This is a genomic window from Pseudomonas sp. C8002 (assembly GCF_013385765.1).
In the GTDB taxonomy this organism is placed as follows: domain Bacteria; phylum Pseudomonadota; class Gammaproteobacteria; order Pseudomonadales; family Pseudomonadaceae; genus Aquipseudomonas.
This window is the reverse complement of sequence record NZ_JACAPJ010000001.1, coordinates 379,079-393,937: the sequence shown is the minus strand read 5'-3', so window position 1 is coordinate 393,937 and position 14,859 is coordinate 379,079. Positions and strand designations below refer to the sequence as shown.

5 protein-coding genes are annotated in these 14,859 nt (G+C 61.8%); 1 reads left to right on the top strand and 4 read right to left on the bottom strand.

The genetic code is table 11. The features are described 5' to 3' along the window. Positions 1 to 170: 170 nt before the first annotated feature. From nfuA to HX814_RS01770, 3 genes are all read right to left on the bottom strand, one after another. Positions 171 to 755: a Fe-S biogenesis protein NfuA gene (nfuA, locus tag HX814_RS01780; protein WP_003210817.1), complete on the bottom strand. Its 585-nt coding sequence runs from the start codon at positions 753 to 755 to the stop codon at positions 171 to 173. A gap of 59 nt (positions 756 to 814) precedes the next feature. Next, entirely contained in the window at positions 815 to 1,837 is a 1,023-nt protein-coding gene (locus HX814_RS01775) for an acyltransferase (RefSeq protein WP_003210814.1), read from the bottom strand. Between the two features lie 81 nt (positions 1,838 to 1,918). Further along, positions 1,919 to 4,210 (bottom strand): fatty acid cis/trans isomerase, encoded by a 2,292-nt coding sequence (locus HX814_RS01770; RefSeq protein ID WP_134326798.1) that lies wholly within the window; start codon positions 4,208 to 4,210, stop codon positions 1,919 to 1,921. A gap of 164 nt (positions 4,211 to 4,374) precedes the next feature. Here HX814_RS01770 and metH point away from each other — a divergent pair, with 164 nt between their 5' ends. Beyond that, positions 4,375 to 8,085 carry a methionine synthase gene (metH, locus tag HX814_RS01765; protein ID WP_177015377.1) on the top strand — a complete coding sequence of 1,237 codons (3,711 nt, stop codon included), beginning with the start codon at positions 4,375 to 4,377 and terminating at the stop codon, positions 8,083 to 8,085. Between the two features lie 45 nt (positions 8,086 to 8,130). On the opposite strand, the gene HX814_RS01760 is transcribed toward metH, so the two are convergent. Further along, a complete protein-coding gene (locus HX814_RS01760; protein ID WP_177008202.1) occupies positions 8,131 to 14,715 on the bottom strand; it encodes an NEL-type E3 ubiquitin ligase domain-containing protein in 6,585 nt (2,194 codons plus the stop codon). Positions 14,716 to 14,859: the final 144 nt, after the last annotated feature.

Genomic DNA, 14,859 nt, shown 5'->3' with positions numbered 1-14,859 from the left:
CAAAGACCTTTTGGTTACTTTTGGGGCGTTTGCCAAAAGTGACCCGCTGTAAGAGCGGAACCATAAGCGGCCGTTACCGCAGCAACGGATATGTACACAACATACCTAACCCAAACCATAAAAAAACGGCGCTCACGGGGCGCCGTTTTTCACATCCGCAGCGAACACCCTTAGTAGTAGGCGTTTTCTTTCTGCGTATGGTCAGTCACATCCCGCACACCCTTGAGCTCCGGAACCCGCTCAAGCAGCGTACGCTCAATACCCTCACGCAAGGTCACGTCCGCCTGGCCGCAGCCCTGGCAACCGCCACCAAACTTCAACACAGCAATACCATCATCAACCACGTCAATCAGACTCACCTGACCACCGTGGCTGGCCAACCCAGGATTAATCTCGGTCTGCAGGTAATAGTTGATGCGCTCGTTAATCGGGCTATCCGCATTAACATTCGGCACCTTGGCATTCGGCGCCTTGATGGTCAGTTGGCCACCCATGCGATCAGTGGCGTAATCAACCACCGCATCGTCAAGGAACGCTTCACTGAACGCATCGATATACGCGGTGAAGCTTTTCAGCCCCAACGCCGTATCTTCAGGTTTTTCTTCTCCCGGCTTGCAGTAGGCAATGCACGTCTCAGCGTACTGGGTGCCGGGCTGGGTGATAAAGACGCGGATGCCAATGCCCGGGGTGTTCTGCTTCGACAGCAGATCAGCCAGGTAATCGTGGGCGGCGTCGGTAATGGTTATGGCGGTCATGGAAACTCCTCGCAGGCTTGCCGGCAGTTTACGCCAAATTATTACCGAGGTACAAAGTCCTAGTATTTTTGTCGGGAAAGAACCAACCGTTCGTCGCCATCGAACCAGCCTTTGAGCCGACGATAACTGCCCTTTTCCAGCCAGTGGTAGCTGGCCAGCGACCCAAGGGCGATCAGCACCACGCACACGCCGAGCATCACGTAGGCGTTAACCCCATAACGCTGGGCGACAAAACCACCCGCCGACAGCACCAGCACGTGCATCAGATAGACCGAGTAGGAACAATCCCCCATCACCTTGAGCAGCCGGCTGCGCTCGAAATAGCGTTCCATCGAGATACAGGCCACCACCAGCACCGCACTCGGCAAGCCCCAGGTCAGGGCCCGCGGCGATGCGGGCCAGTGATAGATCGCCAACAATGCCCCCGCAATCCCCAGTAATGGAAGCCACAGCCCGGGGCGAATCCAGCCCTTGCGGTAAAGCATGCCGATGCCTATCCCCAGCAGGAACTCATACACAATGTCCGAACGATAGAATTCGCTGATCCAGCCGAAAGAAGTCCACGCCTGGCACACAGCGAACAACAACGCGCCCACCACCAGCACCCGCCACTGCCGGCGAAACAGCAACGCCCACGCAAACAGCACGTAGAAGAGCATCTCGTAGTTCAGGGTCCAGCCGACATTCAAGGTCGGGTACACCCCATAACCACCGGGATTTTCGGAAGGTATGAACAGCAAGGACATCAACACATGGGCCGCATCGACGCTCTGGTCCGGCAACACCGGCCGCGCAAATACCACCAGCAGCGCCATCAACAGCGTGTAGAACCAGTAGGCCGGGACGATTCGCAGCAGGCGATACAGCAGGAATCGCCAGGGCGGCAGCTGTTTGTTCTCGGTGGAGAGGAAGATCACCAGGCCGCTGATCACAAAAAACACATCCACGCCTGCCGCGCCCTTGTCGACAAACAGGTGGCCCAGCGCCGAATCGGCCTTAAAGCCAAAGAAAATCTGCATGAAGTGATGACCCACCACGGTCCAGGCCGCCAGGGCGCGCAGTGCCTGTACTGAAATCAACATCGTCGACCCACTCTCCCAACCCTCGACACCGGTTATTCAGGTGCCTATGGCTTGGGACAGCCGTCGACGGTCAAAGGTCGATCAAAGATTCTCGTAGCGGTTCATGTCCAGCACGCCTTCTTCCAACGGCGTGGTTTCGTGGATGTACTGCGACAGGTCGTGGAAGTACTGCCAGAACTGCGGATGGCTGCGGCGAATGCCCCAACGGTCGACAATCTTCTCGAAGCGATTGGCGTCCTTGGCATTCTCCATGGCCGCGACAAACTCCGGCACTTGCTGCGCCGGAATGTTGAACATGAAGTTCGGGTAGCTGCTCAGCACGCCGGGATAAATGGTCACGGTGTCCAGGCCCGGCTGATAGCGATAAGCCTCACCGAGCATAAAGGCCACGTTGCTGTGGGCGCGGTTGCGCAACAGGCTGTACATCTCACGTTTGCCGCTGCGGGTTTCGATGCGCAGCATGGTCGCTTCCGGCAACAGGTCGATCACCTTGAGCCCCGCCGCCGGGCGGTTGGTCAGGCGGCTCAGGGCCTGTTCGGCGTCCTGCAACGCAGGGTCAATGCCCGGACGCGAGCAATAGGCGCTGACGCAACGGTTGATCGGGTCCGGGCTGGCGTTCAGGTCGCCGTAGCGGGCCAGCAACTGGTTGGCGAAGTCGCGCTTGGGGTCCTTTTCATCGAGCTTGAGGCCCGTGGGCTTGTCATCGTCGATGGCTTCATAGTCCAGCCACAGCTTGACCTTGCCGCTGTTCTGGTACCAATCGTCAAGGAAGTCATCCCGCGAGTCCGCCGGCATCAGGCGCAGGAAGTTCTGCTCGGCACCGTTGCGGATCAGGTCGAAATACAGGCGCGTCTGGGCCTGATGGGAAACGTTGCCGAACACATCGAAATTCACCGCCAACTGGTAGTAGGTGCGCTCCAGCAGCGGATAGTCGAACAGCCACAGGGTTTGCGGCACTTCGCCAATCAAGCCCTTGGTCACCGAGGCGCTGTCGAAGTGACGGAAGATGCTCAACAAGGCGTTGTCGTTGCCCGCCCACAGGCTCGACCAACTCGGCGGCGGCAGGTCGGCATAACTGTCCCGGCGCAACGCTTCGTACTCGTTGCGCTTGTCGCGGTATTTGAGCCAGAGGCTGAGCACGCTGCCCACATCGTCAATCTGCCCCGGCATCGCCAGCAACGGCGTGGCCTGGCCGCGGTAGCGGGCATCGGTGATATACAGGTCGTGATCGGGGTCCTGGAACAGGGTCCAGAAGTTGTCGCGGATCACGTCCGTGGCGATCTGGCCCCGGCATACCGGCCCGCGAATGAAGGTACGCACGAAGTATTCGGCGTTATCCAGCATGAACTGGTAGCGCGCCTTGGCCGGAATCGCCTCGAAGGTCTCGAACGGGTTCGCACGCCGGCCCGGCCCGTAGCCCGGCAAGGCTTGCACCTGCCAGTCATCGGTATAGAACAGCGACTTGATCCGGGCCATCTTCTCGGCGCTGAACGGATAGGTGATGTGAGTCTTGTGCACGATCACCCCCTGCACCGGCCACAGGCGGTAGTACACCTGGGTGCCCGGGTCGTCGTTGGGGCGGCGGGTGTTGATCAGGTCGATCGGCTGCCCGCTCGGGGTGCGCGAGCGTACCCACTGGAAGAAATGCCCCGGTTCGCCGCCTTCAAAGTAGATGTGAGCAAGGAACAGGTGCTCGAACAACCAGCGCGCCACCAGGCTTTCCCGGGCCCCGGGCTGGTTGAACAGGTTTTCCCATTGCTGCACTTGCAAGGCTTCCTTGGCACTCGGGGCCAGGCCTTGTTCGTCGATCGGTGCGCCGGAGGCCAGCCAGCGTTGCAGGGTCTGGTACTGCTGGTCGGTCAGGCCGGTGACGGCCAGGGGCATGCCTTCCTTCGGGTGGTTACCTGCGTAGGCGTTGAACTCCCCCGGCATCGGGCAGGTGTTTTCGCGGCTCAGGCCCAGCACGATGTCGTCGGGCAGCTTGGCGTTGGGCGCAAGCGGCGCGTTATGCCCCAGCTCCAGCATGCGCGCCATCAGTGCGGCCTGGCTGCCCTGGGCGTCGAGTACCGAGTAGAAATCCTTTTGCTGCCAGGCGGCTTTGCCGAAGGCGTCATAGAACAAACGGGTGGGCTGGCTGGCCTGGCTGCGCTCGCCGTCGTACACCGGCACCTTGGTCGCGCCACGTGCGGCGCCTTCGGCACTGCCCAGGTTGAGCTGGCAGGCCGAGTCGTAGCAGGCGTGGCAGGCCACGCATTTCTCGGTGAAGATCGGCTGGATGTCACGGGTATAAGAGATCGCCGGGGCGGGACCTTCTGCCTGTGCGGTAAGGGCGAACAGCGCAAACGCGGCGCTGACGATGAGGCGAAGTGACATGTTTCCGGTCCCGATTCAATGCGTGCAGTGAAAAACCCGTCGATTCTACCGATGTAACGCCCCCGCCAACATGAGCGATATTCATGCAAACCCAGCACATGCTCTAAAAGCGCACAGGTTTGTTATGATCTTCGCCCTCCGTAATACCTGACCAGAGTAGTCCCATGCCCGATCGTAGCGCTCGTCTGCAAGCCCTCCACCAAGCCCTCAAGGAACGCATCCTGATCCTCGACGGCGGCATGGGCACGATGATCCAGAGCTATAAACTGGAAGAGCAGGACTACCGTGGCAAACGCTTCGCCGACTGGCCGAGCGACGTCAAGGGCAATAACGACCTGCTGGTAATCACCCGTCCGGACGTGATCGGCGGCATCGAAAAAGCCTACCTGGATGCCGGCGCCGACATCCTGGAAACCAACACCTTCAACGCCACGCGCATTTCCATGGCCGACTACGGCATGGAAGACCTCGCCTACGAACTAAACGTAGAAGGCGCGCGCCTGGCGCGCAAGATCGCCGACGCCAAGACCCTGGAAAACCCGGCCAAGCCGCGCTTCGTCGCCGGCGTGCTCGGTCCGACCAGCCGTACCTGCTCGCTGTCGCCCGACGTAAACAACCCCGGCTACCGCAACGTGACCTTCGATGAGCTGGTGGAAAACTACACCGAAGCCACCAAAGGCCTGATCGAAGGCGGCGCCGACCTGATCCTGATCGAAACCATTTTCGACACCCTCAACGCCAAGGCCGCGATCTTCGCCGTACAGGGCGTGTTCGAAGAATTGAACGTCGAACTGCCGATCATGATCTCCGGCACCATCACCGACGCCTCCGGCCGCACCCTGTCGGGCCAGACCACCGAAGCCTTCTGGAACTCGGTCAGCCACGCCAAGCCGCTGTCTGTGGGCCTGAACTGCGCACTGGGGGCGAGCGAGCTGCGTCCGTACCTGGAAGAGCTGTCGAACAAGGCCAACACCCACGTTTCCGCCCACCCGAACGCCGGCCTGCCCAACGAATTCGGCGAGTACGACGAACTGCCGTCGGAAACCGCCAAGGTCATCGAAGAATTCGCCCAGAGCGGCTTCCTGAACATCGTCGGTGGTTGCTGCGGTACCACCCCGGGCCATATTGAAGCCATCGCCAAGGCCGTGGCCGGTTACGCACCGCGCCCGATCCCGGACATTCCGAAGGCCTGCCGCCTGTCGGGCCTGGAACCGTTCACCATTGATCGCAACTCGTTGTTCGTCAACGTCGGCGAGCGCACCAACATCACCGGTTCCGCCCGCTTCGCCCGCTTGATCCGTGAAGACAACTACACCGAAGCGCTGGAAGTCGCCCTGCAGCAGGTGGAAGCCGGCGCCCAGGTGATCGACATCAACATGGACGAAGGCATGCTGGATTCGAAGAAGGCCATGGTGACCTTCCTCAACCTGATTGCCGGCGAGCCGGACATCTCCCGCGTGCCGATCATGATCGATTCCTCCAAGTGGGAAGTGATCGAGGCCGGCCTGAAGTGCATACAGGGCAAGGGCATCGTCAACTCCATCAGCATGAAGGAAGGCGTGGAACAGTTCATTCACCACGCCAGGCTGTGCAAGCGCTACGGCGCGGCGGTAGTGGTGATGGCGTTCGACGAAGCCGGCCAGGCCGACACCGAAGCGCGCAAGAAAGAAATCTGCAAACGCTCCTACGACATCCTGGTGAATGAAGTCGGCTTCCCGCCGGAAGACATTATCTTCGACCCGAACATCTTCGCGGTCGCCACCGGTATCGAAGAGCACAACAACTACGCCGTCGATTTCATCAACGCCTGTGCCTACATCCGCGACGAGCTGCCGTATGCGTTGACCTCCGGCGGCGTGTCCAACGTGTCGTTCTCGTTCCGTGGCAACAACCCGGTGCGTGAGGCCATCCACTCGGTGTTCCTGCTGTATGCGATCCGCAACGGCCTGACGATGGGTATCGTCAACGCCGGCCAGCTGGAGATCTACGACCAGATCCCGGCCGAGCTGCGTGACGCGGTGGAAGACGTGGTGCTCAACCGCACCCCGGAAGGCACCGACGCCCTCCTCGCCATTGCCGACAAGTACAAGGGCGACGGCAGCGTCAAGGAAGCCGAGACCGAAGAATGGCGCGGCTGGGAAGTCAACAAGCGCCTGGAACACGCGCTGGTCAAGGGCATCACCACCCACATCGTTGAAGACACCGAGGAATCCCGGCAGTCGTTCGCGCGCCCGATCGAAGTGATCGAAGGCCCGCTGATGTCCGGCATGAACATCGTCGGCGACCTGTTCGGCGCCGGCAAAATGTTCCTGCCTCAGGTGGTGAAATCCGCCCGGGTGATGAAGCAGGCCGTGGCCCACTTGATCCCGTTCATCGAGCTGGAAAAAGGCGACAAGCCGGAAGCCAAGGGCAAGATCCTGATGGCCACGGTGAAGGGCGACGTGCACGACATCGGCAAGAACATCGTCGGCGTGGTGCTGGGTTGCAACGGCTACGACATCGTCGACCTGGGCGTGATGGTCCCGGCCGAGAAAATCCTGCAGGTGGCCAAGGAACAGAAGTGCGACATCATCGGCCTGTCCGGGCTGATCACCCCGTCCCTGGACGAGATGGTGCACGTCGCCCGCGAGATGCAGCGCCAGGATTTCCACCTGCCGCTGATGATCGGTGGCGCCACCACTTCCAAGGCCCACACGGCCGTGAAGATCGAGCCCAAATACAGCAACGACGCGGTGATCTACGTCACCGACGCCTCCCGCGCCGTGGGCGTGGCGACGCAATTGCTGTCCAAGGAATTGAAGCCGGCATTCGTCGAGAAAACCCGCCTGGAATACATCGACGTGCGCGAGCGCACCTCCAACCGCAGCGCGCGCACCGAGCGCCTGAGCTACCCGGCCGCCATCGCCAAGAAGCCGCAGTTCGACTGGAGCAGCTACACGCCGGTCAAGCCGACGTTTACCGGCGCCAGGGTGCTGGACAATATCGACCTCAACATCCTGGCCGAGTACATCGACTGGACACCGTTCTTCATCTCCTGGGACCTGGCCGGCAAGTTCCCGCGCATCCTCACCGATGAAGTGGTGGGTGAAGCGGCGACGGCGCTGTACGCCGACGCACAGGAAATGCTCAAGAAGCTGATCGACGAAAAACTCATCAGCGCCCGCGCGGTGTTCGGTTTCTGGCCGACCAACCAGGTGCAGGACGATGACCTGGAAGTCTACGGCGATGACGGCCAGCCGATTGCCAGGCTGCACCATTTGCGCCAGCAGATCATCAAGACCGACGGCAAGCCGAACTTTTCCCTGGCCGACTTCGTCGCACCCAAGGACAGCGGCGTAACCGACTACATCGGTGGCTTCATCACCACCGCTGGCATCGGCGCTGAAGAAGTGGCGAAGGCCTACCAGGACGCCGGCGACGACTACAACTCGATCATGGTCAAGGCCCTGGCCGACCGCCTGGCCGAAGCCTGCGCCGAATGGCTGCACCAGCAAGTACGTAAGGAACACTGGGGTTACGCCAAGGACGAAGTGCTGGATAACGAAGCGCTGATCAAGGAGCAGTACAGCGGTATGCGCCCTGCCCCGGGTTACCCGGCGTGCCCGGATCACACCGAGAAGGCCCAGTTGTTCCAACTGCTGGACCCTGAAGCCCGGGAGATGCACGCCGGCCGCAGCGGCGTGTTCCTGACCGAGCACTACGCGATGTTCCCGGCAGCAGCCGTCAGCGGCTGGTACTTCGCTCACCCGCAGGCGCAGTACTTTGCGGTGGGCAAGATCGACAAGGACCAGGTCGCCAGCTACACCGCCCGCAAGGAGCAGGACCTGAGCGTGACCGAACGCTGGCTGGCGCCGAACCTGGGTTACGACAACTAAGTCGTGGCGCGCTGACCCGGGCGTCCAGCCGGCTGGGCGCCCGGGTCAGATCCCCAGATCCCTCCTCGCCCGCCCCGAAAGCCTGAGCGCCAGTGCCTGTTGCTCGGCAAGGTTTTCGGTGTCCAAGGCTGCGACTTCGCTCAGGTATTGGGCGCTGAGGTCCGGGTGAAGCTCCTCGAGGGCATCTACCTTGACCTGATGCGCCTGGGCCAACACCGAAAACTCTTCGGGATACAGCTTCTGCAAGTAGCTGACCCAGTACGGGCGCTTGACCAGCTCTTGCATAAACACAGGAGTACTCTCTCTGGCCATAATGGCGGCATACGCCTGATCGATGTTGGCCTGGGTCACCCGGGACAGGTTGCGGTACAGCATGGTGGACGGTTGGTGAGGCAGATCCAGGCGCTCGGCCAGGCCAATGCGGTAGGCCAGGCGAATTTCCGCCGGGTCGATGCTGGGGCTGCGGTTGATCGCTTCACCCGCAATGCGCTCCGCTTCATCGAGACGGATCATGCGCCGGGCCAGGTTGAACAGCGTGGTGCCTTCCTGCTCGGGCGTCCTGACCCGCAGGGCCTTGAACTCATACACGCTGACTTCAAGATCACTGAACAGGAGAATCCAGCCATCGCCGCAGGTCGCCCTCACCTGCATCGCCTGTGCCTGGCCAAACAGTTGTTCGCGCAAGTGCGGGTATTGCTCCGCCGCCTCAAGTACCGCCCACACCCGGCGAGTCAGGTCGGCGCGGTCGTGCAGGAAATCCTGGGCGTTCTTCAACTGGGAAATGATGTAGAAAAAGTATTCGCTGTTTTCGGCCTGCTTGAGCACGCTCCATACCCGGTGGCGGGCCGAATCGGCGGCAATACCCGAGAACCATTGGGCCTTCTGTTGTTCCGGGGTCAAGAGTTCAGGGTGGATATCCGACCCGGAGCTGCTATCGGTACTGTGGTAACTCTCCAGTGCGTCTTCCAATTCCTCGGCCGAAAACCCCAGACCACAGTCGGTCTGCTGCTCGTAGGCGCGCAGGCGTGCCAGATCTTCCTCAACCAGGAGGTTATCGGACAGGTCAGTGCCCCACATCAAGGCGCTGTGCCGGGGCAACAACGCGTCTTCAGGGATGGTTTCGATACGGTTACTGCGCAGGTCCAGGTGGCGCAACTGTGGAGCCTGGAGGACACCCTGCGGCCATGCCAGAAGGTTATTGCCGCGCAGTTCCAATGACTGCAATTGAGGCAGGCTGCTGATGTCCAGAGAGTCCAGGAGGTTCTCAGTCAAGTCCAGGCGCTCCAGCGCGGTCAGCCGATTGAGCTGGCCCTGCAGCTCGCTGCGATAGCGCAGTTCGTTATGGCTCAGGCGCAGCTCGGTGAGTGTCGAGCATTCGCCGACGGCGTCGGGCAGGCTCATCAGGCCATTATTGTTGAGAGTCAGGGTACGTAGCTTGGGAAACGCCCGCAGGAACGCATTGGAGCCCTGCTCAGTAAGCTTGACTGCGTTGAGGTTCAACACCCTCACATGGGCCAACGGCTCGGGTAACGCCGGCAGGTCACCCAGATACAGGTCGTTCAATTGAAGGACCTCGCGCCCATCGCCCGGCGCAACCTCGGGGTGCGCCCGCAAGGTATGGCGCCAACTGTCGATAAGCCTGTCGGCCGCGCGACGACGGTCCACCGCGCTGACCCAGCCGCCCCCCTGGCGATAACCGCGAATATCGATCCAGTCGTTCAACACCCGCACCATACCCCGGTAGCCCGTGCGCCACCGAACCAGGCATGCCTCGACCTCCAGTGCGCCCAGGCCACTGACAAGCAGTTCGTCAATGCGCCGTACCGCATCGCGCGTGGACAACGCCGGGTCTATTTGTTGCAGACGCTGCGCAGGTGTCTGCCGAACTTCACTGTTGGGCACCTCTACCTCCAGCGCGAGGAGCAGATCGGGACTGTCCGTGACCTCCAGGGGAAAGTATTCCGGATCGCCCCCCGTTCTGCCCTCCGCCAGCCCTTCGCGGGGAATGCCCAAGGGTTTGTCCAGGTAAAAGCTCGGGCCAAAAACCGGCAGCATGGCCGGTGCGACGTTCAACGGATTGTCCTGGTAGGTACGCAGGGCAAAACGCTGTATGTCGGCACAGGCCGGCAAGGTCAGGCGACAGCCACGCACGTTGCTGCTGAGCATCAGCAGGTCATGGCCGGTCAGTGCAGCCTGGGGGATCGTGGTAATAGCGCTGTAGCTCAGATCCACTTGACGCAGTTCGGGTAATGCCAGCCAACCTGTCGGCCAGGCGGTGGTCGCGGTGTGGCTCAGGTTCAGGCTGCGCAGCTGGTTGAGCCCACTGACATCCAGGGTACCCACACGGTTGTAATCCAGGTTCAACCCTCGAAGCGTGACCAGGGCGCTGAGGCGCTGCTGTATCGCCTCAGTGATCGTCAACTGGTTGTGCGCCAGGTCCAGCTGTTTGAGAGACCTCAACTGCGTCAGGGACGCCGGCAGGTCCATCAGGTTGCTGCGGCTCAGGTCCAGGCCGTGGATTTGGGTGAACTGGAGGAGGAAATCGTTCAATGCCGCCACTGAAACCCGGGTGCCTGCGAGGTTCAAGCGCTGCACGTGGGCAAAAGCTGCGGCCGGCATCGGCGGCAAATCCCCCAGTACCGTACCCGACAGGTCCAGCATGACCCCCTCGGAGGCGGCTGGCGAAGAAGGCCCGGCCACCTCACGGGGGGAGGCAAAACGTCGGTCGAGACCATCGCGCCAGTAAGCCATGAGCTTGTCTGCCGCACGTTGACGATTGAGCGGGTCCACCGGTCGCCGGTCGACCTCCACTTCCCTGCCCTGCCACTCTTCCAGCGCCTGCTGCAAGGTTGCATGTTCATCCAGCAAGGCGTGCACACGGGTCAACTTGGCGTCACTGGTCAACCGATGGCGCCGCAGGTACGCCAAGGCACTGGGCGCAAACGCCGGGTCGCTGTCTTTCAGGCGTCGCAACGCGCCTTCACAATAAGCGTCCACCATCAGCACTTCATCCACCAAATGCCCCGGGTGGCCTTTCACGTGCTGATACACCGGCATGAACGCACGTCGCTCAAACGCTGCCCAGTTGAGGGTAAGGCCACGCCACAGGCGCTCGTGGCCCTCAAGCATTGCCGCCGGCATGGTATTTATCCCGGTCGCCAACAGGTCGAGCGTCTCCAGTTTGTCTAACGTCAGAACACCTACCGGCCACTCTTTCAGGGCGCCCGCCACCCGCAAGGCAAGCAGCTGTTTCAAGCCACTGACATCCAACGCGTCCAGCGCGCCCGTCAGGACTAACCGGCGCAATTGGCTCAACGTGTTAAGGCGTTGCAAAAAGGCCGGCGAATAGGTCAAGCCCCAGCCGTCGATCGACAACTCTTCAAGCTTGGGAAACAGCCCGAGGCCCGCGGCAATCGCTTCGACATGGGCGGGCTCGGTAAACACATTCAGGACTTCGACGTTGGAGAACTGCTGCGCAAGCCTGGTGCCCTGGGCGCCCGCCAGGGTTTCGCCGCTTACGCCCAACCCTCGCACATGGGAAAAATCAGCATCCAGCGCCGGCAAGTTACCGGCCTTGCCCAGTGACAGATAGGCATGGGGTTTCAAGCCCCGGTACGCGCCTTCGCGCCAGCAATTGATCAGGGTGTCTGCCGTATGTTGTGCCCCCGCCTGAGCACTGTTTTGCGTCACCCACTGATCCAGGGTCATGCGTAACCGGGTCAGTTCGCGCTCGCGGTTGCCAATCAACTCATAGATCTGTGGGGGGCGCTGGCCGGCCTGCAACAGACTTTGCACAAACAGCTGGGCCGCCTCATCGCTGAGGTTGGGGTAAACATCGCGAACCCTGGCCGCCAGGGCGGCATTGGGTGCCTGGGCCGCACCCCGGCCGCTCAGGGCATAACCTAATGACCCGCTCGCCAGACGCAACGCCGGGCGAGCCATGGGCGCGCGTATCTTCAGCACGGCGGCCATTTCGAGGCGGTGTGCCGTGGCATACCGTGCCAGGGTTTGCTGCAAATCGACGTCCGCGCTGGCCAGCGGCAAACCCAGTGACTGGCGCAGGGTCACGGGCAAGGCATGGACGATTGATGGGTAGAAATTACGACTGCCGGGGACCGGACTGTTAAGAGGAGCCCCCTGCAGGTCGCACGCCAGGAATGTCTCGCCTTTTTTGACCAGGTAACGGCGCACTGCCGCGTCTTCAGGCCCAACCTCAGCCAGCAAGCGCCCACTGGGGTTGTCGGCGCGCAGTTCCAGGCGCAGCGTGGGAGACCAGCCCGGCAGTTGCTGCAAGCAATGCAACGCCAGCCGGTCACTGTCCAGGCTGGCGAGCGCCGGCAGGTACAAGCCGGCCAACGCACTGCTCAGGCGACGTTGCTGTACCGCACGCCGCGCCAGGTTATCCAGGCGCGGCGCAACACCGGTTCGGCCCAGTATCTGCAGGCGTTCCTTATCGCTGGCCGTACTGATAATTTCGTTGATCGCGCCTCGGGACAAAGAAGCAAAGCGGCGCTGCAACACTGCGCCCTCGGGGGACAGGAGTACAGCCTGTGGCGGCGCGCCGCGAAACAACTGCAACGTATCGGCCAGCACGGCAGGCATCGGCAAACCATCTATGTGGACCTTGCGCAACAGGTCATCACTGATGCCGCTGATGTCGCCAAGGGCGCTCAACGTTGCATCGCTGATTCCCTGGGTTTCATGACCCAGGCGCCTCAGCAAGGTCAGGCGGTCCCATTCCAGTGGGCGTTCATGGGTATGGCGCCAGGCACCCGCCTGGTTGTGCTCGAGGATCGGCTGGTACGCAGCCGGATTGTTCGGATGCTGGATCCGCCATTTTCGAGTCCGCGCATCAAAAGCCTTTTCATAAAGGCCCTCACCCAGACGCACGTACATCTTGCCGCCCTGCGCGTACTGACCCTGGGCATTGGGCTTGAGTGATGCATCCAGAACGGTATGACTGCGGTAGGCCGCAAGGTCGGGTTTCCACAGGCGCCTTTCGCCGTTCGGCAACTTCACCGGCACCAGCCCATCGACCCATTTCGACACCTGGATAGCGGGCGCCCGGCCAGCGAGGGCTGCCGCCCCGCCCAGGGTGGCCATGAACCCGAGATTCAGCGCCACCGACTCCAGGTGCTCCCATGCCGCATCCATATCGCCCTCCTGCCAGGATTCGATGCCGTGATAGACCTCCAGGCCCAACTGAATCGCCGTGACCGCCAACAACAGCTCCCCCAGGCCGGGCACCATGAATGCGGCCACATTCAATGTGTTCAAACCCATGCTCAACCAGTGAGCATGGCGTGCCTGTGCGGCTTTTCGGTCAGCCTCCGCAGTGGGCACCGCCAGGGTTCTGGCATTGTCCTTGAGGCGCTGTACATGCCGCTCGTAGAGCGCGCCGAACAGCTCCCCCTCGATCATCCGTTCTCGCCGGTTCAAGTTGATTTGCTCGTCGTAGACCTGCTCCTTGTAGCCTCGCGGGTTCCAGGTGAATGTGTAGAGTTTTTCCTTGAGGCGCTCAAGGAACTGCGGCGCCTGTTGCTGAGGTACCAGGCTGGCAAACAACTGCTGATAGGCAGGTGAGCGCAGGTTCACCGCCAGTTCCTTGTCGAACGCCTGCATAGACGGGTATTCCTTGAGCGGGCACTGCGGCGCGCCCGGAATCCAGGCCACCACCCGCGTATCAGGCGCCACGGGAAGCAGCCCGCTCACACCTGCCCCAGGAAACAAGGGCGGGATCACGGACCGGGTCGGTGCGACACCCGGCCCGATCAGCAGCACCTCCCCCAGCTCGCAGCCCAGGATCGACAGTTGACCGAAACGGACGGCCTCACCCTCCAGCAGCGGCCGCGAAGTACCTGCCAGCAACTCACGCAACATGAGAAACACCGCCGGACCGATGTCGCCCTGCGCCCATGCGGCATACAGGCGTACCGTCAGCAGGTCTTTTTGCGCGCGAATCATCTGCTCCCGCACCACGGCCCGAGTGGCAGCGGCATCGAACACCTGCGCCAGATGGGCCTGGTATTGCTGTCCCAGGTCCAGGGTGCGGCACAGGGTGGAAAAGGTTTGTGGAGTCATCGACAGGGTTTCGCTGTAGCGATAACGCGCCGCACGCGAGCCATCCGCCCGCGCCTCGCCGTAGTACTCGGTCAGCAGCGCACCTTCCGGCGCCAGGGCGCTGGTCTGTTCGAGGGCGATATCGGTGAAGTCTTCATCGCCCTCGAAGTTCAGCAGCGCTGCCTGCAACAACGAATGCTGCTGCGGGGCCTGGCGATACCGCAGGTAATGCAGCTGGTTTTTGTGGACGTCCGGGGCCTCGCCCATCGCCTCGCGCAACGCCGCTTCCAGCTTGGGCTGGGCGAATTCGACAATGCCTTGCAGCGCGCCAAGGCCCTTGGCCAAGGCTTCGCGGGACTGACGGCTGGCCTTGCGACTGTCATCGAGTGCCTTGTTCAATGCGGGCGAGAGCGGGACCTTGGTGGCAGGCCGCTCCCTGCCGGGCAACAGTCCATGTTTGAGCCGGCGCACATCGACGGGGGCCATATGGGCAACCCACGTGGGCAGACGTGCCTTGATCAGGGCGGTGTGCAAGCTTTCGTCCGCGAGGGCGTTAGGTGGAGTAGACATGTGCGGCTTCCTGAGAACGCTTTTGGGAGGCCCAGTACAGCGAACAGGCGAGCGCCTTCGCAGGTAGATAAATGTTTTTGTGCACCTTGGCGCCGAACCTGGGTAACGACCACTGAGGCGCGGCAGGCCCGTTTCCGGACCTGC

Coding starts and splice junctions, on each gene's coding strand:
- HX814_RS01760 (WP_177008202.1), bottom strand. CDS start 14,715: ATGTCTACTCCACCTAACGCCCTCGCGGACGAAAGCTTGCACACCGCC.
- nfuA (WP_003210817.1), bottom strand. CDS start 755: ATGACCGCCATAACCATTACCGACGCCGCCCACGATTACCTGGCTGAT.
- metH (WP_177015377.1), top strand. CDS start 4,375: ATGCCCGATCGTAGCGCTCGTCTGCAAGCCCTCCACCAAGCCCTCAAG.
- HX814_RS01775 (WP_003210814.1), bottom strand. CDS start 1,837: ATGTTGATTTCAGTACAGGCACTGCGCGCCCTGGCGGCCTGGACCGTG.
- HX814_RS01770 (WP_134326798.1), bottom strand. CDS start 4,210: ATGTCACTTCGCCTCATCGTCAGCGCCGCGTTTGCGCTGTTCGCCCTT.